At 63.5% G+C, this 23,686-nt stretch carries 26 protein-coding genes; 23 read left to right on the forward strand and 3 right to left on the reverse strand.

The window, feature by feature from the left end; all coding sequences use genetic code 11:
• Positions 1-17 precede the first annotated feature (17 nt).
• On the forward strand, positions 18-1,481 hold the full coding sequence (gene selO, locus JZ00_RS19070; protein ID WP_039592578.1) for a protein adenylyltransferase SelO: 1,464 nt from the start codon (positions 18-20) through the stop codon (positions 1,479-1,481).
• A 237-nt stretch (positions 1,482-1,718) separates the two neighbouring features.
• On the opposite strand, the gene JZ00_RS19075 is transcribed toward selO, so the two are convergent.
• On the reverse strand, positions 1,719-1,997 hold the full coding sequence (locus JZ00_RS19075) for a hypothetical protein (protein WP_039592469.1): 279 nt from the start codon (positions 1,995-1,997) through the stop codon (positions 1,719-1,721).
• A 77-nt stretch (positions 1,998-2,074) separates the two neighbouring features.
• Positions 2,075-2,980 carry a LysR substrate-binding domain-containing protein gene (locus tag JZ00_RS19080; RefSeq protein WP_196304741.1) on the reverse strand — a complete coding sequence of 302 codons (906 nt, stop codon included), beginning with the start codon at positions 2,978-2,980 and terminating at the stop codon, positions 2,075-2,077.
• Positions 2,981-3,184: 204 nt separating this feature from the next.
• Here JZ00_RS19080 and ycaC point away from each other — a divergent pair, with 204 nt between their 5' ends.
• Entirely contained in the window at positions 3,185-3,811 is a 627-nt protein-coding gene (gene ycaC / locus JZ00_RS19085; protein WP_039592467.1) for an isochorismate family cysteine hydrolase YcaC, read from the forward strand.
• 172 nt (positions 3,812-3,983) lie between these two features.
• Positions 3,984-4,406, forward strand: a complete 423-nt coding sequence (gene trxC, locus JZ00_RS19090) for a thioredoxin TrxC (protein ID WP_039592466.1) — start codon at positions 3,984-3,986, stop codon at positions 4,404-4,406.
• 1 nt (position 4,407) lies between these two features.
• Here trxC and JZ00_RS19095 read toward each other — a convergent pair whose 3' ends face one another.
• Positions 4,408-5,178, reverse strand: coding sequence for a ParA family protein (locus tag JZ00_RS19095; RefSeq protein ID WP_039592465.1), 771 nt, complete (start codon positions 5,176-5,178; stop codon positions 4,408-4,410).
• Between the two features lie 359 nt (positions 5,179-5,537).
• Between JZ00_RS19095 and JZ00_RS19100 the strand changes: the two genes are divergently transcribed.
• The 20 genes from JZ00_RS19100 to JZ00_RS19195 all read left to right on the forward strand — a co-directional run bounded on the left by JZ00_RS19100 (position 5,538) and on the right by JZ00_RS19195 (position 23,662).
• On the forward strand, positions 5,538-6,257 hold the full coding sequence (locus JZ00_RS19100) for a beta-ketoacyl synthase chain length factor (RefSeq protein ID WP_039592464.1): 720 nt from the start codon (positions 5,538-5,540) through the stop codon (positions 6,255-6,257).
• Positions 6,233-7,042, forward strand: coding sequence for a lysophospholipid acyltransferase family protein (locus tag JZ00_RS19105; protein WP_039592463.1), 810 nt, complete (start codon positions 6,233-6,235; stop codon positions 7,040-7,042). The genes JZ00_RS19100 and JZ00_RS19105 overlap by 25 nt, the downstream gene beginning before the upstream one ends.
• Positions 7,023-7,280, forward strand: a complete 258-nt coding sequence (locus JZ00_RS19110) for a phosphopantetheine-binding protein (protein WP_039592462.1) — start codon at positions 7,023-7,025, stop codon at positions 7,278-7,280. The genes JZ00_RS19105 and JZ00_RS19110 overlap by 20 nt, the downstream gene beginning before the upstream one ends.
• A 7-nt stretch (positions 7,281-7,287) precedes the next feature.
• The gene (locus JZ00_RS19115) at positions 7,288-7,542 is read left to right on the forward strand and encodes an acyl carrier protein (protein WP_039592461.1); all 255 of its coding nucleotides are present in this window, start codon (positions 7,288-7,290) and stop codon (positions 7,540-7,542) included.
• Positions 7,539-8,084, forward strand: a complete 546-nt coding sequence (locus JZ00_RS19120; RefSeq protein WP_039592460.1) for a COG4648 family protein — start codon at positions 7,539-7,541, stop codon at positions 8,082-8,084. The genes JZ00_RS19115 and JZ00_RS19120 overlap by 4 nt, the downstream gene beginning before the upstream one ends.
• On the forward strand, positions 8,081-9,763 hold the full coding sequence (locus JZ00_RS19125; protein ID WP_039592459.1) for an AMP-binding protein: 1,683 nt from the start codon (positions 8,081-8,083) through the stop codon (positions 9,761-9,763). Before JZ00_RS19120 ends, JZ00_RS19125 begins: the two co-directional genes overlap by 4 nt.
• A 161-nt stretch (positions 9,764-9,924) precedes the next feature.
• Positions 9,925-10,659: a glycosyltransferase family 2 protein gene (locus tag JZ00_RS19130; RefSeq protein ID WP_039592458.1), complete on the forward strand. Its 735-nt coding sequence runs from the start codon at positions 9,925-9,927 to the stop codon at positions 10,657-10,659.
• Entirely contained in the window at positions 10,656-11,594 is a 939-nt protein-coding gene (locus JZ00_RS19135) for an LpxL/LpxP family acyltransferase (RefSeq protein ID WP_039592457.1), read from the forward strand. Before JZ00_RS19130 ends, JZ00_RS19135 begins: the two co-directional genes overlap by 4 nt.
• Positions 11,575-13,119, forward strand: a complete 1,545-nt coding sequence (locus JZ00_RS19140) for an HAL/PAL/TAL family ammonia-lyase (protein ID WP_039592456.1) — start codon at positions 11,575-11,577, stop codon at positions 13,117-13,119. Before JZ00_RS19135 ends, JZ00_RS19140 begins: the two co-directional genes overlap by 20 nt.
• The gene (locus JZ00_RS19145) at positions 13,112-13,537 is read left to right on the forward strand and encodes an acyl-CoA thioesterase (protein WP_039592455.1); all 426 of its coding nucleotides are present in this window, start codon (positions 13,112-13,114) and stop codon (positions 13,535-13,537) included. Before JZ00_RS19140 ends, JZ00_RS19145 begins: the two co-directional genes overlap by 8 nt.
• Positions 13,534-14,127, forward strand: a complete 594-nt coding sequence (locus tag JZ00_RS19150) for an outer membrane lipoprotein carrier protein LolA (protein WP_039592454.1) — start codon at positions 13,534-13,536, stop codon at positions 14,125-14,127. The genes JZ00_RS19145 and JZ00_RS19150 overlap by 4 nt, the downstream gene beginning before the upstream one ends.
• Positions 14,111-16,450: an MMPL family transporter gene (locus JZ00_RS19155; RefSeq protein ID WP_039592453.1), complete on the forward strand. Its 2,340-nt coding sequence runs from the start codon at positions 14,111-14,113 to the stop codon at positions 16,448-16,450. Before JZ00_RS19150 ends, JZ00_RS19155 begins: the two co-directional genes overlap by 17 nt.
• Complete coding sequence (locus JZ00_RS19160; protein ID WP_039592452.1) at positions 16,447-17,604, forward strand: cation:proton antiporter; 1,158 nt, start codon at positions 16,447-16,449, stop codon at positions 17,602-17,604. The genes JZ00_RS19155 and JZ00_RS19160 overlap by 4 nt, the downstream gene beginning before the upstream one ends.
• A complete protein-coding gene (locus JZ00_RS19165) occupies positions 17,591-18,850 on the forward strand; it encodes an NAD(P)/FAD-dependent oxidoreductase (RefSeq protein ID WP_039592451.1) in 1,260 nt (419 codons plus the stop codon). Before JZ00_RS19160 ends, JZ00_RS19165 begins: the two co-directional genes overlap by 14 nt.
• Entirely contained in the window at positions 18,847-19,572 is a 726-nt protein-coding gene (locus JZ00_RS19170; RefSeq protein ID WP_039592450.1) for a class I SAM-dependent methyltransferase, read from the forward strand. The genes JZ00_RS19165 and JZ00_RS19170 overlap by 4 nt, the downstream gene beginning before the upstream one ends.
• Complete coding sequence (locus JZ00_RS19175) at positions 19,572-20,054, forward strand: DUF3261 domain-containing protein (protein WP_039592449.1); 483 nt, start codon at positions 19,572-19,574, stop codon at positions 20,052-20,054. Before JZ00_RS19170 ends, JZ00_RS19175 begins: the two co-directional genes overlap by 1 nt.
• The gene (locus tag JZ00_RS19180) at positions 20,051-21,247 is read left to right on the forward strand and encodes a beta-ketoacyl-[acyl-carrier-protein] synthase family protein (RefSeq protein ID WP_039592448.1); all 1,197 of its coding nucleotides are present in this window, start codon (positions 20,051-20,053) and stop codon (positions 21,245-21,247) included. Before JZ00_RS19175 ends, JZ00_RS19180 begins: the two co-directional genes overlap by 4 nt.
• Positions 21,244-21,711 carry a hotdog family protein gene (locus tag JZ00_RS19185; RefSeq protein ID WP_039592447.1) on the forward strand — a complete coding sequence of 156 codons (468 nt, stop codon included), beginning with the start codon at positions 21,244-21,246 and terminating at the stop codon, positions 21,709-21,711. The genes JZ00_RS19180 and JZ00_RS19185 overlap by 4 nt, the downstream gene beginning before the upstream one ends.
• Positions 21,708-22,436 (forward strand): 3-oxoacyl-ACP reductase FabG, encoded by a 729-nt coding sequence (gene fabG / locus JZ00_RS19190; RefSeq protein WP_039592446.1) that lies wholly within the window; start codon positions 21,708-21,710, stop codon positions 22,434-22,436. Before JZ00_RS19185 ends, fabG begins: the two co-directional genes overlap by 4 nt.
• Positions 22,436-23,662 (forward strand): beta-ketoacyl-ACP synthase, encoded by a 1,227-nt coding sequence (locus JZ00_RS19195; RefSeq protein WP_039592445.1) that lies wholly within the window; start codon positions 22,436-22,438, stop codon positions 23,660-23,662. Before fabG ends, JZ00_RS19195 begins: the two co-directional genes overlap by 1 nt.
• The last annotated feature ends 24 nt before the right edge of the window (positions 23,663-23,686 follow it).

The following is a 23,686-nucleotide window of genomic DNA, read 5'->3' on the forward strand; positions in this document are numbered from 1 at the left end:
TCGCGCCGGAGACGGCCATGAAAACCTTGGAAACCCTGACCTTCGATAACCGCTTCGCCCGTCTGGGCGACGGTCTCTCGGCCCACGTGCTACCCGAGCCTATCGACAATCCGCGATTGGTAGTCGCCAGCCCGGCGGCCATGGCGTTGTTGGATCTGGACCCGGCAGAAGCCGAAACACCACTGTTCGCCGAGATATTCGGTGGCCACAAGCTCTGGGCCGAAACCGAGCCGCGAGCGATGGTTTATTCAGGGCATCAGTTCGGTCACTACAACCCGCAATTGGGCGATGGCCGTGGGCTGCTGCTCGGCGAGGTCTACAACGAGGCCGGCGAGCACTGGGACCTGCACCTCAAGGGCGCCGGCCAGACGCCGTTTTCAAGGATGGGCGACGGGCGCGCCGTGCTGCGTTCATCGATCCGTGAATTTCTCGCCTCCGAGGCGCTGCATGCCCTGGGCATTCCCACTACCCGCGCCTTGTGCGTGATCGGTTCCGACACGCCCGTGTGGCGCGAAAAGCAGGAGCGCGCCGCCATGGTGTTGCGCCTGGCGCCCAGCCACGTGCGCTTCGGGCATTTCGAGTACTTCTACTACACCAAGAAGCCCGAACTGCATGCGGCCCTCGCCGAGCACGTGTTGAACCTGCATTTCGCCGAATGCCGCGAGCAGCCGGAGCCGTACCTGGCGATGTACCGCGAGATCGTCGAACGCAACGCCGAATTGATCGCCAAATGGCAGGCCTACGGGTTCTGCCACGGCGTGATGAACACCGACAACATGTCGATCCTGGGCGTTACCTTCGACTTCGGCCCGTTCGCCTTCCTCGACGATTTCGATGCCAACTTCATCTGCAATCACTCCGATGACCAGGGCCGCTACTCGTTCAGCAACCAGGTGCCCATCGGCCAGTGGAATCTCAGCGCCCTTGCCCAAGCCCTGACGCCCTTCATCAGCGTCGACGCCCTGCGCGAAACCCTCGGTTTGTACTTGCCGCTGTACCAGGCCCACTACCTGGACCTGATGCGCCGCCGCCTCGGCCTGACCGTTGCCGAAGAGGATGACCAGAAACTGGTGGAACGCCTGCTGCAACTGATGCAGAACAGCGGCGTCGACTACAGCCTGTTCTTCCGCCGGTTGGGCGACCAGGCCCCGGAACACGCCGTTGCCACCTTGCGCGACGACTTCGTCGACCTGAAGGGTTTCGATGCCTGGGCCGAGCTGTATGTCGCCCGGGTCAACCGCGAAGGCGCTGTCGATCAAACACAGCGCCGCGCCCGCATGCACGCGGTGAACCCGCTGTATGTACTGCGCAATTATTTGGCGCAGAAAGCCATCGACGCGGCCGAGTCCGGCGACTACGAAGAAGTCCGCCGCCTGCACACCGTGCTGAGCAACCCATTCGAAGAACAACCGGGCATGGACAGCTACGCCGAGCGTCCGCCGGAATGGGGCAAGCATCTGGAGATCAGTTGCTCGTCGTGACCCTCTGGCCATACACATAACCCCTCGCCACAGAGCCCTGCAATCATCGCGGGGATTCTGTGACCCGGATCGCTAACCTGCGTACAGCCGCCACCTTTACTTGTTTTAAGTACAAATCTGGCGCATCGCAAAATGCGATAGCGCCAGTTAGACAAATGGTTAGCTCTTGCTGGTTTCCAGCCTAGTCGCCGAAAGCTCTAGGTCTCGGTAAGAAATGTGAGCAGATATGAGTCCTGCTCATCCAACCTTATCGTTCCCCTGCTCAGGCGTCTCGATCCCCGGCTCGGTCTCCTCGACTCCTTCTTCAGCAGGTTTGGCCGGTGGTTTTTCCTCGGGATAACCGGGCATGCCGCGGGCGTCTTCGGGAGTCAATTCATCGCGATCGTGGCGACTGTCGGTTGCATAGGCCGGGGCGGCGTTGGGGTCTTCGTCGCGTCCGGCGGTGCCGAGGACGAAGCCGTCGTCATTAGGGTTGTCCAGTGCCTGGGGGGTAGCTGGGTCTTGAGGGGTGCTCATGGGACCTCCTGGTTGTGAACAGGTATGGTTTTGAGGGCGTGGCGCGCCTACAGTGCGGCGCACCTGATGAATGGCATCTAGGCCATATCGCTGTGGCTGAATTCCTCGGCCAGAAAATCGATCAACGTACGCACCGACGGCAGCAACCCGCGGCGTGAAGCGAAAATCGCATGGACGATCCCGCACTTGGGCGTCCAACCTGGCACCAGTTCCACCAGCCGCCCGGCGGCGATGTCTTCGCGAACTACCACGCTGGGCAAATGGGCAACGCCAATGCCCGCCAGCACCGCATGACGCAAGGCCAGCAGGTCATCGGTGACCATGCGCGGTTCGTGGCGGATCAACGCGCGGGTGCCGTCCGGGCCGAACAATTCCCACTGGTATTCACGCTGCGCCGCGCCCCAGTGCACGCTCGGCAAGCCGTTGAGGTCCGCCGGGGAAGCCGGTGATGACAAACGCTCGAGAAACGCCGGACTGCCCACCAGGCATTGGGTGCTGTTGCTCAGCACTTTCATGACCATGTCGGTGTTTTCCAGCGGCGGAAAGCGCACCCGCAAGGCGATATCGAACCCTTCGTGAATCAGGTCCACCCGGCGGTTGGTGCTCTCGATAAACAGCTCCACCCGCGGGTACTTGAGCATGTAGCGGGTCAGCATCGGCCCGACCCAGCTGTTGAGCAGCGCCGTCGGGCAACTGATGCGCACCAGCCCCTGGGGTTCGGAGCGGTTGCGCTCGATCACTTCCGCCGCGCTCTCGGCTTCGACCCGCATCGCCAGGCAGCGCTGGTAATAGGCCTGGCCGATCTCCGTCAACGTGCAATGCCGGCTGGTGCGATGGAGCAAGCGTACCCCGAGGCGCTCCTCCAACAGGGCGATGCGCCGGCTCAGCTTGGATTTGGGCATGTCCAGCGCCCGGCCCGCCGCGGCGAATCCACGGTGCTCAACCACCTGGGTGAAGTAGTACAGCGTGTTGAGGTCTTCGATGATCGTTCTCCAAATAGAACGCTAAGGCTGATTTTCGCAGTCTAGCGGTTCAAAGGTGCCAGTTTTAATCTACACCCATCGAAACGCAACACGGATTCAAGCCGGCGCTTCGGCCAGATGAGTCACCGAATAATCGCTGCACCGACATTGAAACCTTAACCAAGCCGAAATCTTCGGCAACCAGAACTTAATGAGGGCTACGCCATGACTACTTCCTACAACCGTCTCGACAAAGATAACGCCGCCGTTCTGCTGGTGGACCACCAGGCTGGCCTGCTGTCCCTGGTACGCGACATCGACCCGGACCGTTTCAAGAACAACGTGCTGGCCCTGGCCGACCTGGCGAAATACTTCCAACTGCCAACCATCCTCACCACCAGCTTCGAAACCGGCCCCAACGGCCCGCTGGTGCCCGAGCTCAAGGCTCTGTTCCCGGACGCGCCGTACATCGCTCGCCCTGGCCAGATCAACGCCTGGGACAACGAAGATTTCGTCAAGGCGATCAAGGCAACCGGTAAGAAGCAACTGATCATCGCCGGCGTGGTGACCGAAGTTTGCGTGGCCTTCCCGGCGCTGTCGGCCCTGGCCGAAGGTTTCGACGTGTTCGTGGTCACCGATGCCTCCGGCACGTTCAACGAACTGACCCGTCAATCGGCCTGGGACCGGATGTCTTCTTCGGGTGCACAACTGATGACCTGGTTCGGCCTGGCCTGTGAACTGCACCGCGACTGGCGCAACGACGTGGAAGGCCTGGCGACCTTGTTCTCCAACCACATCCCGGACTACCGCAACCTGATGACCAGCTACAACACGCTGACCAACGCTAAATAATCAGCGACACCAATACACCCTGCGGGAGCGAGCCTGCTCGCGAAAGCGGTCTGACAGTCGATGCATTTTTGACTGATGCCCCGCCTTCGCGAGCGAGCCCGCTCCCACAGGTTTTTGTGGTGGTTTCTATATAGTGTTCAATCTGTGTAACCGATTTTTAGGAGACGACCCTATGCTGATCCCCTGCCCTCACTGCAACGGGCTCAATCGCATACCCGCGGAACGCCTGGGCGACCAGCCCAAGTGCGGGCGCTGCAAGGCCCAGGTGTTACTGAGCAAACCCTTCGAACTCAAGCAAGGCGACTACGCCAGCCAAATCAAGGGCGACCTGCCGTTATTGATAGATGTCTGGGCGGATTGGTGCGGCCCGTGCAAATCCTTCGCGCCGGTATTCGAACAGGCCGCCGCGCAGCTGGCCGGTCAATGCCGGTTGGCCAAGCTCGACAGCGAGGCTAATCAGCAATTGTCGGCGCAGTTGGGGATTCGCTCGATACCCAGCCTGATCTTGTTCAAGGACGGCCGGGAAGTCGCACGCCAGAGCGGCGCGCTCCCCTTGCCCCAGCTAATGAGCTGGTTGCGCAGCCAGGGGATCTGAATCAGGCGTTTTCCAGCAGCCCGTGCAATTCCACGAACTGCAAGGTCAGTTTATGCCGCGGGTCCAAGTGAATCAGCGGCAGACTCGCCTGGTGGGATTCACGCATGCGCACGGAACTGCTCAGGTAGACCGGCAGCACCGGCAAGCCTTCGGCGATCAACTCGTCGAGCATCTGCTGCGGCAGGCTGGCGCGGGCCTGGAACTGGTTGACGACAATGCCTTCGATTTCCAGGTCTTCATTGTGATCCTCCTTTAGTTCAGCGATTTCCGACAGCAGGCCGTACAGCGCCTGGCGGGAAAAACTGTCGCAGTCGAAGGGAATCAATACGCGATCAGCGGCGATCAACGCTGAAACCGCATAGAAATTCAAGGCCGGTGGCGTATCCAAGTATATCCGGTCGTAATCCTCGTCCAGTTCTTCGAGCAGTTTGCGCAGCTTGTTGATCTTGTGTTTCGCCTCGAGCTTGGGCTGCAAATCGGTCAGTTCTGCGGTGGCGGTGATCACGTGCAGGTTGTCGAAGGGGGTTTCGTAGATATCGACCCTGTTCTTCTTCGAGAAAGGCCCCGATGACAAGGTCTGCTTGAAGAAATCCGCGATGCCCATGGGAATATCATCGCCAGTCAGGCCGGTCAGGTATTGAGTGGAGTTGGCTTGGGCATCCAGGTCCACCAACAGCGTGCGATACCCCTCGCTGGCGCTGACCGCCGCCAGATTACAGGCGATGCTGGACTTGCCCACGCCACCTTTCTGATTGAACACCACACGCCGCATGACAAAACCTCCGTGTATCAAAGATTCCCGAGTGTAGTAGCGCAGGACACCGCTTCGCTACCTTCGCCATGCTCGGATTACGGTGTCGGTGGCTTTTTCGGACAACCGAGCGTCAATTGGCCTGGAAGAAGACGGAAACGGCTGACAGACATTCACGCTTTTATCGCCACAATGGCCTTTGCGGAACGGGGCCAGCCCCATTGACGATGTTGTCTGGACAAAATTTCACCAGTTATTTGCTACAAGCCAACCGCACCGGGATAATGCGCGCCACTTGGGTCGCAAGGCCATGCAGGGTTGGACGCGGGTCAAACCACTGAACCGTGACAATAAAAAGCCCGCAGGGGTGGGATGAGTCTGTGATCAATTTCAATATCGCCCAATGGCGCGCATGGGCCCCTGGGCTCGAAAGCGTGGACGATTGGCAGGCATGGAGCCGACAGCCGGTCGTGCCGCCCGTCAGCGATGCGGCCCCCGACGTGTCGTTCCTGCCCGCCATGCAGCGACGACGCCTGAGCCGCCTGGCCCGCATGGCTTTCAGTGTCGCCTGGCCGCTGGCCGAGGGAAGGCCGGACCTACCGTTGGTCTTTATTTCACGTCATGGCGAAACCCCACGTACTTTTGAGATTCTCAAGGACCTGGCCGCCGACCAACCGCTGTCGCCTACGCAGTTCAGCCTGTCGGTGCACAACGCCGTGATTGGCCTCTGGTCGATCATGCGCGGTGAAACCAGCGAAATGACAGCGCTGGCCGCAACTGGCGATGGCCTTGAACACGGCATGCTGGAGGCCGCCGCGTTGCTAAACGAGGGCACGCCGGCGGTGTTGCTGGTCATTACCGAAGAACAACCACCCAGTGTCTACGCGCCTTGGGTCGATGACGTGCCGTTTCCCTATGCGGTGGGGCTGCTGCTGACCCGTGGCGACGATTGGCAACTGCAACTCTCCAGCCCGACCAAGCCGCTGCCGGGCAGCGACTGGCCCCATGCCCTGGATCTGTTGCGTACGCTGCTGGGCAATCAACTCACCTGCCAACATGCCTGGAAGAATCGTCTATGGACCTGGCAACGCAACCGGTGACCGATAAACATCGCGACGCCTATTACTGGCGTCTGTTCGCGACCGCCGCAAGCTTCGCCCTTTTCGGGCTGGGCGGGCTGTGCCTGCGATTGCTGGTGTTTCCATTGCTCAATGCGCTGCCCGGCGACCCACAGGCCCATCGGCAACGCGCCCGGCGAACGGTCGGGCGCCTGTTCTGGTTCTTCATTCGATTCATGGCCCGCACCGGTGTGCTCACCTATCAAATCGACGGGGCGGAAAAACTCGGCCGCCCGGGGCAGATGATCATCGCCAACCACCCGTCGCTGATCGACGTCGTGTTCCTGATCGGGCTGGTGCGCGACGCCAATTGCGTGGTCAAGCAAAGCCTGTGGGAGAACCCTTTCACCCGCGGCCCGCTGCGCTCGACGCAATACATCAGCAATGACGGCAGCATGGACATGCTCGACGCCGCCAGCAACGCGCTGCAGGACGGCCAATGCCTGATTGTCTTTCCCGAAGGCACGCGCACCCAGCCGGGCCACCCGCCGGCCTTCCATCGAGGCGCCGCGGCCATTGCCCTGCGGGGTGCGAAAATACTTACGCCAGTAACGATCAAGGTCACCCCCACGACCCTGACCAAGGCCGAGCCCTGGTATCGCATCCCCCAACGCCGCGTGCACTTCAGTTTTCGTGTCGGGGCCGATATAGACCCACAGGCTTTCGCCGCGCTGGGCCCTGCGCCACAGGCCTCACGCCGGCTCAACGATTTTTTGCATCACTATTTCATCAAGGAGCTCGCCGAAGATGAGCGATCTGCACCGTGACATCAAACAGCTGATCATCGACGCCCTGGGCCTGGAAGACATCGGCGTCGACGACATCGGCGACCACCAGACCCTGTTTGGCGAAGGCCTGGGCCTGGACTCGGTGGATGCCCTGGAGCTTGGCCTCGCGATTCAGAAAAAATATGGCATCAAGATCGACGCCGATGCCAAGGACACCCGTAACCACTTCAGCAACGTGGCAAGCCTTGCGGCCTTCGTCACTGCAAAAAGCGCCTGAGACTGACATGCAAACTCGTGACGACATCTTCAATACCCTGCGCGATGCCCTGGTCGAGCTCTTCGAACTGGAGGCGGACCGCGTGACGCTGGAATCGAACCTGTACCAGGACCTGGAAATCGACAGCATCGATGCGGTCGACCTGATCGACCACATCAAGCGCCAGACTGGCAAGAAAATCGCCGCCGAGGAATTCAAGTCGGTGCGCACCGTCGGTGACGTGGTCGAGGCGGTCTATCGACTGGTCCAACCGGCCGCATGAGCCGGCTGATTGGCCTCGGCCTGCTGCTGGCGGGCCTGCTGTACCCTTTTGCGGTGTATTTCGGCATGGAGCACTTCGCCCCCTGGCAGTTCGGACTGCTATTGGGCTGCCTGTGGCTTGCCCGGGCGCTGCTCGGCAAGGGCGGGCCTGGCGGTCGCTGGATGGCCGTCACGGCGATCTTTTTTTGCGTGTTGCTCGCGGTATTCGACAGCCCGCTGCTGCTGCGCTGGTATCCGGTGTTGATCAGTGCGTTCATGCTGGCGCTGTTCACGCTGAGCCTGAGATACGGCCCGCCGGTCATCGAGCGCCTGGCCCGCCTGCGCGAACCGCGGCTGCCGGCCAAGGCGGTGGTTTATACCCGCCAGGTCACGGTGGCCTGGAGTGTGTTTTTCCTGTGTAACGGTTTGCTCGCGGCCGCCTTGACCCTCTGGGCGCCGCTGAGCTGGTGGATGTTGTACACCGGCCTGATTTCCTACGGATTGATGGGGCTGCTGTTTGCCATTGAATGGCTCATACGACAACGGGTAAGAGGCCGCCCATGAATTGGATAACGCTTGAGCAGATCTTGCTCGAGGCCATGCCGGACCGCACTGTAGCCGTTGGTCCGGCATTGGATCACGCACAACTGCGCGCGGACGCGCTATGCCTGGCCGCAGGATTGCAGGCCCGGGGCATCCGGCGCGTGGCCGTGCATCTCGACGATGCGGCGGACCTGGCGATTGCCCTCCTCGGCGCCTGGCGAGCCGGCGCGCGCGTGCTGCTGCCCGCTGACCTGCAAGCCCAGACGCGCCAGCGCTGGTCGGCCGAGGTCGACCTATGGCTGACCGACCTGCCCGGCGACACGCAACCCGCCGACCTCCGGCAGGCGCCGCTGGAACCCGCCCAACTGGATCTCGACCAGTGCTGGTTGACCTTGTGTACCTCCGGCTCCAGTGGCGAGCCCAAGCGCATCGAGAAAACCCTGCGCCAGTTGAGCAATGAAATCCAGGCGCTGGAGCAATTGTGGGGCGCCGATCTTGGACCTGTGGCCTGCATGATCGGCAGCGTCGCCGCCCAGCATATCTATGGCTTGCTGTTCCGGGTGCTATGGCCGCTGTGCGCCGGGCGCACTTTCGTTCGTCGGCAACTGGCCTTCCCGGAAGATATGCAGCGCGCCAGTCGCGAGCACCCGGCGTTCGCCTGGATCGCCAGCCCGGCCCTGCTCAAGCGCATGGGCGACAACCTCGACTGGCCGGCCTTGGGCAGCGTACGCCGGGTGTTTTCCTCCGGCGGCGCCTTGCCTGCCGAGGCGGCCCGCAGTCTCGAACAGCGCCTGGGCCAATGGCCGACGGAAGTATTCGGCAGCTCGGAAACCGGCGGCATCGCCTGGCGCCAGGGCGGCAATTTGTGGCAGCCCTTCGCCGGTGTCGAGCTGAGCCAGGACGGTGACGGCGCCTTGCTGATTGCCTCGCCTTATCTGCCGGCCGGTCATGTGGAACACACCGCCGACGCGGCGCGGATCTCCCCTGACGGGCGTTTCGAATTGCTCGGCCGCCTGGACCGCATCGTCAAGCTCGAAGAAAAGCGCATCTCACTGCCGATGCTGGAACAGGCGTTGGCGGCCCACGAATGGGTCAGCGAAGCACGGCTGGGCGTCGTGCAGGAGAGTCGCGCCTCCCTCGGCGCCTTGCTGGTGCTCAGCGAAGCCGGCTTGCTTGCCCTGCGCAATCTAGGCCGGCGAGCCGTTACCCAGTCCCTGCGCCAATACTTGAGCGGGCATTGTGAAACCTTGGCGCTGCCCCGACGCTGGCGCTGGCTGCGGCAATTGCCGTTGAACGCACAAGGCAAGCTGCCCCAGGCCGAAGTCGAAGCCGTGCTGATGGCACCGCGTCCGAAAGCCCCCGAGGTGCTTGAACAAATTGAAACCGACGGCGAATGGAGCCTGCGCCTGGCCGTACCGCCCGACTTGGCGTACTTCAGCGGCCACTTTCCCACCGCGCCGGTTCTTCCGGGGGTGGTACAGGTCGATTGGGCCTTGAGCCTGGGCCACCAATTGCTGGACCTGCCGCCCCGGTTCGTCGGCATGGAAGTGCTGAAATTCCAGCAGCTGGTGCGCCCCGGAGATGAAGTGCAACTGCACCTGCGCTTCGATCGTGAGCGCGGCAAGTTGTATTTCGCTTACCGCAATGACACCGCGGCGTGCTCCAGTGGACGGATTGTGTTGGGGGAAAACAATGCCTAGCCACCAGCACGCATCACTGTGGCCGGGGAGCTTGCGCCCGTTCGAGTGCGAAGCGCTCGCATTTGAAACGCAAGGGGCCGCTTCGCCCGAAGCGTCGGACCGGCCCAGCGGGAGCAAGCTCCCTCGCCACAAAAAATTCCTTTGCCACAAGGGCAGAGCCCATGCATAACCCCTGCGCCGTCATCCCCGTCTACAACCATGAAACCGCCATCGCGACGGTGGTCCAGACATTGCTCGGCAACGGCTTGCCCTGCGTGCTGGTGGACGATGCCAGCAGCCCGGCCTGCGCGACGGTGCTTGAACAGCTGGCCGAAAACGAACGGGTTCACCTGGTCCGGCTAGCGGTCAACCAGGGCAAGGGCGGCGCGGTGATGACCGGCCTGCGGGAGGCTTCGCGCCTGGGCTTCAGCCACGCCTTGCAGGTCGACGCCGATGGGCAGCACGACCTTAGCGACGTGCGCATCTTCATCGAGCAATCCCGCGCTCACCCGGACGCGCTGATCTGCGGCTACCCGCTGTACGACGCCAGCGTGCCGAAAGGCCGCCTGTACGCGCGCTACCTGACCCATGTCATGGTCTGGATCAACAGCCTGTCCCTGCAAATCCGCGATTCGATGTGCGGCTTCAGAGTCTACCCGCTGGGGCCGACGTTGGCGGTGATCGACTCGGCAAACATCGGCAAGCGCATGGATTTCGATTCCGACATCCTTGTGCGCCTGTCCTGGCGCAACCAGCCGATGCGCTGGCTGCAAACCCGCGTGCATTATCCGTTGGACGGTGTCTCGCACTTTCGCCTGTTCCACGACAACGTGCTGATCTCCCGCATGCACACCCGGTTGTTCTTCGGCATGCTGGTGCGCTTGCCGATGATTCTCTGGCAACGGTGGCGCCCATGAGCGCAGACAAACAGCACTGGGCGGACCGCCAGGAGCGCGGCAGTTTCTGGCTGATGAAACTCACGGCGTTTGCCGCCAAGGTGTTGGGCCGTCGACTACTGACCCCGGTCCTGTACGGCATCGTCCTGTACTTCTTCGCTTTCGGTCGCAGCGCTCGGCACGCGGCCTGGCAATATCAGCAGCGCCTCGCCGGCTGGAGCGGCCGCCCCGAACTGCGTCCGTCTCATCGGCGCGTCTTCGGCCAGTTCATGGCCTTTGCCGACTCCCTGCTCGACAAGCTCGACGTCTGGAACGGCAAGCTGAGCATCGATCAGATCGAGATCGTCGACCCGGCACTGCTGCGCAATCACCTGCGCGACGCACGCGGGCAGATGCTGGTCGGCGCGCACCTGGGCAACCTGGAAATGTGCCGGGCCCTGGCGGAGCTGGGCGAGAAAGTCACCATGAACGTGCTGGTGCACACCAAGCACGCCGAGCAGTTCAATCGCCTGCTGGGCGAAGCCGGTGCCACGCACTTGCGGCTGATCCAGGTCAGCGAGCTGGACCCGGTGATCATGCTGCAACTGAGCGAACGCCTGGAGCGCGGCGAATGGCTGGCGATAGCCGGCGACCGCGTACCGCTGCATGGCGGGCGTAGCGTGACCGTGGATTTCATGGGCTACCCGGCCGCATTCCCGCAAGGCCCCTGGCTGCTGGCCGGCCTGTTGAAATGCCCGGTCAACCTGTTGATGTGCCTCAAGCACGAGGGACGCTATCGCGTCACCCTCGAACCCTTCGCCGATGCCGTGGCGTGGAAGCGCAACGACCGCGAACAAGTGATCGCCCACTGGGCCGCCCGCTACGCAGAGCGCTTGGCGCAGTACTGCCTCCAGGGCCCGCAACAGTGGTTCAATTTCTACCCATTCTGGAAGACCGATGACGATGCCCACTCTTGAGCCGGTAACCTTCGGCGAACGCCCCCTGCGCATTGAAGATGTGCTGGCCCTGGCCAACCGCCAGGCGCCGACGCAGTTGCAGAATGACCCGGCCTTCCGTCAACGCATCGCCAAGGGTGCGCAATTTCTCGATTCCCTGCTGGACAAGGAAGGCGTCATCTATGGTGTGACCACCGGCTACGGAGACTCCTGCGTGGTGGCCGTGCCGCTGCACCACGTCGAAGCCCTGCCACGTCACCTGTACACATTCCACGGCTGCGGCCTGGGCAAACTGCTCGACGCCCAGGCTACCCGTGCGGTGCTGGCGGCGCGTTTGCAGTCGCTGTGCCACGGGGTATCAGGGGTGCGGGTTGAGCTGCTGGAACGCCTCCAGGCCTTCCTCGAACACGACATCCTGCCGCTGATTCCGGAAGAAGGCTCGGTGGGCGCCAGCGGCGACTTGACCCCGCTGTCCTACGTCGCCGCCACACTGTCCGGCGAACGGGAAGTGATGTTCCGTGGCGAGCGGCGCCTGGCCGCCGACGTTCATCGGGAGCTGGGCTGGACGCCACTGGTGTTGCGGCCCAAGGAAGCCCTGGCGCTGATGAACGGCACCGCCGTGATGACCGGCCTGGCCTGCCTGGCCTTCGCCCGCGCCGACTACCTGTTGCAACTGGCGACCCGCATCACCGCGCTGAACGTCGTCGCCCTGCAAGGCAATCCGGAGCATTTCGACGAACGCCTGTTCGCCGCCAAGCCGCATCCGGGGCAGATGCAAGTCGCCGCGTGGCTGCGCAAGGACCTGGCGATCGACGCCCCGACCGCACCGCTGCATCGCCTGCAGGACCGCTACTCCCTGCGCTGCGCCCCCCATGTGCTCGGGGTCTTGGCCGACAGCCTGGGCTGGCTGCGCGGGTTCATCGAGACCGAACTCAACAGCGCCAACGACAACCCGATCATCGACGCCGAAGCCGAGCGCGTGTTGCACGGTGGGCATTTCTACGGCGGGCACATCGCCTTCGCCATGGACAGTCTGAAGAACCTGGTGGCCAACGTCGCCGACCTGCTGGACCGCCAACTCGCCCTGCTGGTGGACGAGCGCTACAACCATGGCCTGCCGAGCAACCTGTCCGGCGCCAGCGCCGAGCGGGCGATGCTCAATCATGGTTTTAAGGCCGTGCAGATCGGCACCAGCGCCTGGACCGCCGAAGCCCTGAAAAACACCATGCCGGCCAGCGTGTTCTCGCGCTCCACCGAGTGCCACAACCAGGACAAGGTGAGCATGGGCACCATCGCCGCCCGGGACGCCATCCGTGTGCTGGAACTGACCGAACAAGTCGCCGCCGCCACCTTGCTCGCCGCCAACCAGGGCGTGTGGCTGCGCAGCCGTGCCGATGACGCGCGACCGCTGCCGCCGGCCCTGGCCGCCATGCACCAACAACTGGCCGAGGACTTCCCGCCGGTCATTGAAGACCGCGCCCTGGAAGGCGAACTGCGCCTGTGCCTGCAACGCATTGCCGAACAACACTGGAGGCTGCATGCGTAGCCAAGGCGTTCTGCACGTCGACACCCAGATCGTGGTGCCGTTTTTCGATGTCGATTCGATGAACGTGGTCTGGCATGGCCACTACGTCAAATACCTCGAAGTGGCGCGCTGCGCCCTGCTCGACCTGATCGGTCACAACTATAACGACATGCTCGAATCGGGGCATGCGTGGCCAGTGATCGACTTGCAGTTGCGCTACGTACGCGGCGCCGTGTTCGGCCAGGCCCTGAACGTGCGCGCCAGTCTGGTGGAGTGGGAAAACCGGCTCAAGATCAACTACCTGATCAGCGACGCCGTAACCGGCGAACGCTTCACCCGTGCCAGTTCAGTGCAAGTGGCCGTGGACATGGCCACTCGCGAAATGCTGCTGGCCTCGCCCCGAGTGTTTGTCGAAGCGGTCGAGAGGAAACTGTCATGAAGCGCCTGTTCACCTGCCTGGTGCTGTGCTGCCTGTCGCCGCTGGCCCAGGCGTTCGATCTGCAGCAATTGAGCGACCAACTGGCCCGCCCGGACGTGATCCACGGCCAGTTCATCCAGGAAAAACACCTGCGCGCCCTGCCCCAGCCCCTCACCAGCAAGGGCCGCTTCGTGCTGGCGAAAAACCACGGCCTGCTGTGGCTGTTGCAGACGCCGTTGCAACAGGATTACCGCATCACCAGCAAAGGCATCGCCCGACGGGACGGCAGCACGTGGCAGATGCTGCCGAACAAGAGCGCCGGCGCCGAGCAGAACCGGTTGTTCCTGGCGGTATTGCAGGGCGACAGCAGCGGCTTGCAGCGCGACTTCGAACTGAGCCTGTCGGGCGAGGCGCAACAATGGAAACTCACCCTGACCCCGCGCTCGGTGCTGCTCAAGCAGGTCTTCAACCAGATCAACATTGATGGCGGCGAGCTGGTGCAGCGCATTGAATTGCTGGAAACCCAGGGCGACAGCACGGTGCTGCGCATGCAGGACACCACGAGCGAGCAACCCTTGAGCGCAGCGGAGCAACATGACTTTGCCGAGTGAACGGAGGCTGCCGCGGCTGTTCCTGATCCTGCTGCTGGCAGTGCTGGCGCTCGCCGGTTGGCAATGGCGCAACGGCGCGCCGCTGTCGGCGAACCTGATGGAGTTGGTGCCGGGTACAACGCCGAATGCGCTTGAGCTGATCGCTGAACAACGCATGCAGGAACCGCTGAACCGTGAAGTGCTGGTGCTGGTTGGCCATGCCGATCGCCAGCAAGCCGTCGCCCTGGCGCAAGCGCTGGGCGGGCAATGGCAAGTCAGCGGCTTGTTCGACAAGGTCCAATGGACGCTCCAGGCCGACTTGCCGGCGCTGCGCAGGCAATTGCTCGATGGCCGGCTGGCCATGCTTTCGGCGGCTGACCGGCAACAACTGATCGATCATCCCGAGGCCTTTATCCAACAGCGGGTACAAGCGCTGTTCGACCCGTTCAGCGGCTTCAGCCTGGTGCCGAGCCAGGACGACTGGCTCGGCCTGACCGGGCGTATCCAGAACAGCCAGCCTCAACGCGGCGCCATACAACTGGACGTGGGCAGCGGTGCGCTGGTCGCCGAAGCCGACGGCAAGCATTGGGTCATGTTGCGGGCGCGCACCCAGGGCAATGCCTTTGACATGAACTTGCCGCTGCATGTCGCCGATCTGCTGCAACGCAGCCGCGAGCACGCAAGCCAGGCCCAAGGCCAGCTCTTGGCCGCCAGCGGCCTGCTCTACGCCGCCAGCGGACAGCGGCAGGCGTCGCGGGAAATCACCTGGGTCGGTGGCGGCGCAACGGTCGGCATCCTGTTGCTGCTGTTGCTGGCGTTCCGTCGATTTTCCGTGTGGCTGGCATTCGTGCCGGTGCTGGTGGGCATGTTGTTCGGTGCGGTGGCCTGCGTGGCGTTGTTCGGCCGCATGCACGTCATGACCCTGGTCCTGGGTTCGAGCCTGATCGGCGTTGCCGTGGATTATCCGCTGCACTATTTGTCCAAGAGCTGGAGCCTCAAGCCGTGGCGTAGCTGGCCGGCCTTGCGCCTCACCCTGCCGGGCCTGAGCCTGAGCCTGGCGACCACCTGTATCGGGTATCTTGCCCTGGCCTGGACGCCTTTCCCGGCCTTGACCCAGATCGCGATTTTTTCCGCCGCAGGCCTGGTCGGCGCTTATCTGACAGCGGTCTGCCTGTTGCCGGCGTTGCTCAAGCGCGCGGACCTGCGCCCCGCCCAGTGGCCATTGCGGGTGTGCGAAAACCTGCTCCAGTGCCGCGAAGCATTGCTGGCTCGGGTGCGCACACCCGTCCTGCTCGCGCTGCTGCTGGCCTTCTGTGGTGGGGGCCTCTGGCAATTAAGCAGCAAGAACGACATTCGCCAGTGGATCGGTACGCCCCAGCACCTGACCGACGAAGCCCGCGATGTCGCCCGCATCACCGGCTTCCAGCCCACCAGCCAGTTCTTCCTGATCCGTGCCGACGACCAGGCACAACTGCTGGAGCGCCAGAGCGCGCTCAACGAGCGGCTCGACCAGTTGATCGGCCTGGAAAAACTCCAAGGCTACTTGTCCCTCAATCAATTGGTCAGCCCGCCTGCCGAGCAACAAAAAGTCCGCGAGGCGCTGGGCCGGTTGCCGGCGTTCTGGCAGCCGTTGCTGGAGGTGGGAGTGCCGGTCGCCGCGCTGCAAGCGGAGTTGAAGCAATTGCAGGCCCTGCCCGTGGCCGACATCGACGCCGCGCTGGCCGGCCCCCTGGCCGAGCCCTATCGCACGCTCTGGCTCGGCCCGACAGCGCAAGGCGTAGCGGCGGTGGTCAGCCTACAAGGCTTGAACGATGCCGCGCTGTTAAGAGTCCAGGCGGTGGACTTGCCCGGCGTGCAACTGGTCGATCGCCTGGGCGATCTCAACCGCGTCTTCGCCGCCACGCAAGTCAGCGCGGCCGAATTGAAACTGGCCTCCTGCGTGCTGATCGTTCTGGTGCTGATCTGGCCGTTCGGCGTCGGCGGCGCCTTGCGCATCGTCGCGCTGCCGTTGCTGGCCGCGCTGTGCAGCCTGGCGAGCCTCGGCTGGCTGGGGCAGCCATTGACGCTGTTCAGCCTGTTCGGCCTATTGTTGGTGACGGCCATCGGCGTCGACTACGCCATCCTCATGCGCGAGCAGATTGGCGGCGCCGCCGTGAGCCTGCTGGGCACGCTACTGGCGGCGATCACCACTTGGCTGTCGTTCGGCCTGCTGGCGCTGTCGAGCACGCCGGCGGTAAGCAATTTCGGTCTGGCGGTGAGCCTCGGACTGGCGTTCAGTTTCATGCTCGCGCCGTGGGCCGGACGGCCGGCCCATGGGGTCAAGGCTGCGGAGCCGGTCCAATGATGACGGTGCTGTTCTGGCTCATGGCCCTGGCGCTGTTTGCCGTGGCGACGCTGACCGGGCGCCGCTTCGGGCTGATCCCGATCGTCAGCCAGTTGCTGCTGGCAACGTTCGGCCTGCCCTTGCTGATGTATTTCTGGATCGAACCGGGCTGGCACCTCAGCGGTGCGCAACTGGTCTCGCCCGTGTGGCTGAAGCACCTCTACAGCCTCGCATTCGCCCTTTTGCTGGGGCACATCCTCAGCGATGTGATCGACCTGCGCCTGGACCGCCAGAGCGTGAAGATCGCCCTGCCAAGCTTTGGCGTACCGTTTGCCTGCGGCTTGGCGACCGCGTTCTGGCTGCTGCCAACTCAACCTTGGATCAGCTCGCTGGCGGTTGGGCTGTTGTTCGCGATCACGGCGATACCGGTGCTGTACCTGTATCTGCGCCACATTGCCTATCCGCCCGCCGCGACCCGGCGGCTGGTGCAAACGGCAATCCTGATCGACCTGATCTGCTGGAGCCTGTTCGCCCTGGCCCAGGGCAGCCTGCACCTGGGCAGCCTGTTGCTGCCACTGGCCGGCGCCTGCGTGCCGTTGCTGCTACGGCTGGCTGGCCTGCGCCAGCCCTTGCTGCACAGCGGCCTGTTCTTTGCCCTGCTGGTGGTGGCCGAGCATTACCGGCTCAATGCACTCATCGCCGGCATCGGCTACCTGCTGTGCATGGCCGCGCTCAAGGTACCGTTGGTATTGCCCCTCGGCACCGAGTGGATGAACCGGTTGCAGACCTACCTGGCCATCCCGTTGATCCTGACGTTCGGTATCGTGCAGATCAACGTGCACAGCGCCATGGACAGCCTTGGCTGGGTCCAGCTGGCGGCGTTGCTGCTGTTGCCTATTGCCAGCAAGCTCCTTGGCAACTGGCTGGGGCTCGGTTGGGCGGGGGCGTCCTTCGCTGGCGCCAGCCGCTTGCGCGAAAGTATCTTGCTGAATATTCGCGGCTTGAGTGAAATCGTCTTCCTCAATCTGTTGCTGCAACAACAACTCATCAGCCCGGCGCTGTACTTCGCGCTGATGCTGATGGGTCTGATCGCCACATTGCTGCCGGCCCTGGCCGGTTTTCACCGTATTCCTTCGCATGCCGTCCCGGCCAGGAGCCCCCGTGCCAACAGTTGAAATGGAACGTCGACAGGTCGTCATCATTGGCGCAGGCCCCTCCGGCGCGATCGCCGCCGCGCTGCTCAAGCGCAAGGGCCACGATGTATTGGTCATCGAGCGCCAGCATTTCCCACGGTTCTCCATCGGCGAGAGCCTGTTGTCCCATTGCCTGGATTTCGTCGAAGAAGCCGGCATGCTCGACGCGGTCAACGCCGCCGGCTTCCAGCGCAAGAACGGCGCGGCATTCGCCTGGGGCGAGCGCTACAGCGCCTTCGATTTCGGCGACACCTTCAGCGAAGGCAAGCCCACCACGTTCCAGGTCCAGCGCGCCGACTTCGACAAGTTGCTCGCCGACCAAGCGGCCCTGCAGGGAGTGGAAATCCGCTACGGCCAGGCCATTGCCAACGCTGATTTCTCCCTCGCCAAGCCGCAACTGGGCGTGCAGCGCGAAGACGGCAGCGAGTACCGGCTCGAGGCCGATTTCGTTCTCGACGCCAGCGGCTACGGCCGGGTCCTGCCACGCCTGCTGGACCTTGAGGCGCCGTCGAATTTCCCGGTGCGCCAAGCAGTGTTCACCCACATCGAAGACCGCATCGAGAACCCGGCATTCGATCGCGAGAAAATCCTCATCACGACCCATCCGACGAAGCGCGACGTGTGGTTCTGGACCATCCCCTTCAGCGGCGGCCGTTGTTCTGTAGGCGTGGTCGCGGCAGCCGAGCATTTCGAGGGTCGCACCGATGACCTCGACGCCTGCCTGCGCAGCTTCATCGACGAAACGCCAAGCCTGGCCGGCGTGCTGGACAATGCCCTGTGGGACACCCCGGCGCGGACCATCGGCGGCTACTCGGCCAACGTCAAGACTTTGCATGGCCCCGGCTTCGCCCTGCTGGGCAACGCTGCGGAATTCCTCGACCCGGTGTTCTCGTCCGGCGTGACCATCGCCATGCGCTCGGCGAGCATGGCCGCCGGGGTGCTGCATCGTCAGCTATCAGGCGAGCAGGTAGATTGGCAAAGCGAATTCGCCGAGCCACTCAAGCGCGGCGTCGACACGTTCCGCTGCTACGTCGAAGGCTGGTACGCCGGCACGTTCCAGGATGTGATTTTCTACACCGAAGGTTCCGCCGACATCCGCCGCATGATCAGTTCGATCCTCGCCGGCTACGCCTGGGACCAGCGCAACCCCTTCGTCAGCGAACCCAAGCGGCGCCTGCGCATGCTCTCGGAAATCTGCGCGAACACAGCGCCGAGTCAGCAAACATGAGCTACCTGAGCGACGACTACGTCGAAGAAACCCGGTTCGGTTTCTGGTTCCTGCGCAGTCACACCTGGCAGCATCATGTGCTGCGCGTGGCGATCAAGGACCTGCGCGGCCTGTTCAGCGCCGCGCCGCCGGCAAACCCTGTGCTGCTGGATGCCGGCTGCGGCCAGGGCAAGTCGTTCCAGTATTTGCGCCAGGTGTTCGCGCCGCAACGCCTGATCGGCGTGGACGCAGACCCGCACAGCCTGGAACTGAGCGCCGAAGAAGCAGCCCGCCAGGACATGACGGTGGAACTGGTCGGCAGCGACTGCGCAACCTTGTCCGTGCCCGATGCCAGCGTCGACCTGCTGTTCTGCCACCAGACCTTTCATCACCTGGTGGAACAGGAAAAAGCCCTCGCCGAGTTCCATCGCGTGCTCAAGCCCGGCGGCTACCTGTTGTTCGCTGAATCCACCGAGGCCTACATCGACACCTGGGTGATCCGCTGGCTGTTTCGCCACCCGATGCACGTGCAGAAAAGTGCCGCGCAGTACTTGGCGATGATCCGCAACCAAGGGTTCCTGTTCGAGGACCGCAACGTGTCCTACCCGTACCTGTGGTGGAGCCGCGCCAAAGACTTCGGCCTGCTGGAACGCTGGGGCCTGCGTCGGCCCAAGCCGTTTGGCGAGCGCGAGGAAACCCTGGTCAACGTGGTGGCGCGCAAGCCGCTCGAAGGGGGCGCCTGATGTTCCGGGCCCTGCTTATCGGCTTTACACTGCTGCTCAGCGCCTGCGCCAGCCAGGCACCGCTGCCCGAGCCTATGCCGACCCTGGCGCTGCCGCTGCAATTGCACATCGAGCGGCAACTGGCCGGCCAGCGCCAGGATTGGCTGTTGGTGATCCAGCGTGAAAGCACCGGGATCCGCTGGTCGATGATGGACCCGCTGGGCATTCCCCTGGCGCGCCAGCGCCTGGTCGATGGCCAATGGCAGGCCGACGGCCTGTTGCCGCCCAATGCCGAGGCGCGGGAATTGTTCGCGGCGCTGTTGTTCGCCTTGACCCCGGAAACGGAGCTTGTCGGCCGCTACCCCGTCGCCCGGCAACACGGCGTTGAACGCGTCCTCGATATGCGCTGGCAGGTGCGCTACAAACGACCTCTGGACTTTGAATTGCGCCTGCCGCAAGGCCCGAACTACCGCATCACACCGCTGACCGAGAGCGCACCATGACCGCTTATCTGAACGCCCTCGGGGTCATCTGCTCCCTGGGCCGGGACAAACAAAACGTCGCGCGCAACCTGTTTGCCGGCGATTGCTCGGGCGTGCGCGTCGAAGCCGGCTGGGTGGCCGAGCGGGCATTGCCGGTGGCTTCGGCAAGGGGTGATCTGCCAACCATCCCCGAGGCGCTGGTGGCGCAACGCAGCCGCAACAATCAGCTTTTGCTCGACGCCGGATTGCAGATACGTGCCGACATCGATCAAGCCATCAAGGCTTACGGCCCCACGCGCATCGGCGTCGTCCTGGGCACCAGCACGTCGGGCATCGACGAGGCCAGCCAGGGCATCGCCCATTACCTGCGCGAGCAACGGTTCCCCGAAGGCTACGATTACCAACAGCAGGAACTCAGCGCGCCGGCCAATTTCCTCTCCGACTGGCTTGGCTTGAGCGGCCCTTCCTACGTGATCTCGACCGCCTGCACCTCCAGCGCGCGAGCCTTGATGAGTGCCCGTCGCCTGCTGGACCTGGACCTGTGCGATGCAGTGCTTTGCGGTGGCGTAGACAGTTTGTGCAAGCTGACCCTCAATGGCTTCTGCGCCCTGGAAGCGGTGTCGAGCGAGCGCTGCAACCCGTTTTCGGTGAACCGCAGCGGCATCAACATCGGCGAAGCGGCGGTGCTGTTTCTCATGAGCAAGACGCCAGGCGACGGCCACTCGATTGCCCTGCTGGGTGGCGGTGCCAGCTCCGACGCCCATCACATTTCCGCGCCGGAACCCAGCGGTCGCGGCGCCCGTCAGGCGATGGAAAAAGCCTTGCGCTGCGCTGGCCTGGACGCCAGCCAGATCGACTACCTGAACCTGCACGGCACCGCCACGCAACATAACGACGCCATGGAAAGCCATGCGGTGGCCGGATTGTTTCCGGCGGGGGTGCCTTGCTCGTCCACCAAGCCCATGACCGGCCACACGCTTGGCGCGGCAGGCGCGCTGGAGGCGGCGTTTTGCTGGCTGGCCCTGAGCGCGGAAAACCCCAGCCACGCCTTGCCACCGCACGTCTGGGACGGCCAGGCCGATCCCGAACTGCCGGCGCTGAACTGGATCGATAGCCGCGCCCGCCTGAACCCGACCTTCCCCCGTCGCTTGATGAGCAACTCGTTTGCCTTCGGCGGCAACAACGTCAGCCTCATTATCGGAGACGCCCAATGATCGACTGGCCGCTCGCCGAACTGCTGCCCCACGCAGGCGACATGATTCTTATCGACCGGATCGTGAGCTTCGATGACGAGCAGATCCATACCCTGGCCATGGTCAAGCCGGGCGGGTTGTTCAACCGTGAAGACGGCGCCCTGCCGGCCTGGGTCGGCATCGAGTTGATGGCCCAGAGCGTCGCGGCGTTCGCCGGATGTCATGCCCGCCGACGCGGCGATGCCGTGGAGCTGGGCTTTTTGCTTGGAACGCGCAAGTTCGAATGCAATGTCGAACATTTCCCCCTCGGCACCGAACTGGCCATCCATGGCGTGCGCTCCCTGGAAGACGACAACGGCATGGGTGTGTTCGAATGTCATATCCAGGCGCCCGGCATCCATGTCACCGCACGACTGAACGTGTTCCGTCCGCCCCATGCTGCCCAGTACCTCAATGAACCCCCTGCAACAGGAACCCAGCCATGACTGAATCCGTACTGGTCACCGGCTCCAGCCGTGGCATCGGCCGCGCCATCGCCTTGCGTTTGGCCCAGGCCGGGCACGACATTGTCTTGCACTGCCGTAGCGGACGCGCCGAGGCCGAAGCCGTCCAGGCAGAAGTCCAGGCCCTGGGCCGCAACGCCCGGGTGCTGCAATTCGACGTGTCCGACCGCGCCGCCTGCAGAGCCGCTCTGGAAGCTGATGTCGAAACCCACGGCGCTTACTACGGTGTGGTGCTCAACGCCGGCCTGACCCGCGACGGCGCCTTCCCGGCGTTGAGTGAAGACGACTGGGACAGCGTGTTGCGCACCAACCTCGACGGTTTCTACAACGTGCTGCACCCGGTGATGATGCCGATGATCCGGCGCCGCGCCGCTGGACGAATCGTCTGCATCACCTCGGTTTCCGGCCTGATCGGCAACCGTGGCCAGGTCAACTACAGCGCCTCGAAAGCGGGCCTCATCGGCGCGGCCAAGGCGTTGGCCATCGAGCTGGGCAAGCGCAAGATCACCGTGAACTGCGTCGCGCCGGGGTTGATCGACACCGCCATGCTCGATGAAAACGTGCCCGTGGAAGAATTGATGAAAATGATCCCCGCCCAGCGCATGGGCACCCCGGAAGAAGTCGCCAGCGCGGTGAACTTCCTGATGTCCGCCGAAGCTGGCTACATCACCCGGCAAGTGCTGGCCGTCAACGGAGGCTTGTGCTGATGAAGCGCGTCGTCGTCACCGGCATGGCCGGCATCACCTCCATCGGCAGCGACTGGGAGACCATCGCCGCCAACTTCGCCGCCAACCACAGCGGCATCCGGCGCATGGATGAGTGGGACCGTTTCACCGAACTGAACACCCGCCTGGCCGGGCCCATCGATGACTTCCAGGTCCCCGCCCACTGGACGCGCAAGCAACTGCGCAGCATGGGCCGGGTCTCGCGCCTTGCCGTCGCCTCGGCGGAACAGGCCCTGGCCGATGCCGGCCTGCTGGGGGACCCGTCGATCAAGGACGGGCGCATGGGCGTCTCCTGCGGCTCGTCCACCGGCAGCACCGATGAGATCAAGGCCTTCGGCAACATGCTGCTCAACAGCGTGGCCGAAGGGTTGAACGCCAACTCCTATGTACGGATGATGCCCCACACCACGGCGGCCAATATCAGCATCTTCTTCGGGCTGACCGGACGACTGATTCCCACGTCCAGCGCCTGTACCAGCGGCAGCCACGGCATCGGCTATGCCTACGAGGCAATCAAGTTCGGCCGCTTGCCGTTGATGCTCGCTGGCGGCGCGGAGGAACTGTGCCCGACCGAAGCGATGGTCTTCGACGCGCTCTACGCCACCAGCCTGAAAAACGATGCGCCGCAGACCAGCCCACGTCCTTACGACAAGGGACGCGATGGCCTGGTGATCGGCGAAGGCGCCGGCATGCTGGTGCTCGAGGAACTGGAGCATGCCCTGGCCCGTGGTGCGCGGATCCACGCCGAGATCGTCGGTTTTGGCAGCAACGCCGACGGCCAGCACGCCACTCGCCCGGAGTTGAGCACCATGCGCCGGGCCATGGAACTGGCCTTGGAAGATGCCGGCCTCGAGCCGTCCGCCATTGGCTACGTCAACGGTCACGGCACGGCCACCGAACAGGGCGACATCGCCGAGACCCTGGCTACCAGCAGCCTGTTCGGCGAGCAGATGCCCATCAGCTCGCAAAAAAGCTTCCTCGGCCACACCCTGGGCGCCTGCGGTGCGCTGGAGTCCTGGTTCAGCATCGAAATGATGAACCGCGAACTGTACGTGCACACCTGCAACCTCGATGAAGTCGACCCCGAATGCGGCAAACTCGATTACTTGCGCAACGAGTTTCGCGCGATGAGCAATGAGTACGTGATGAACAACAACTTTGCCTTCGGTGGGGTCAACACCTCGCTGATCTTCCGCCGCTGGCATTGAACCCGTTAATCCCTTGGTCAAGGA

This window comes from Pseudomonas frederiksbergensis (assembly GCF_000802155.2).
GTDB classification, from domain to species: Bacteria; Pseudomonadota; Gammaproteobacteria; order Pseudomonadales; family Pseudomonadaceae; genus Aquipseudomonas; species Aquipseudomonas frederiksbergensis_A.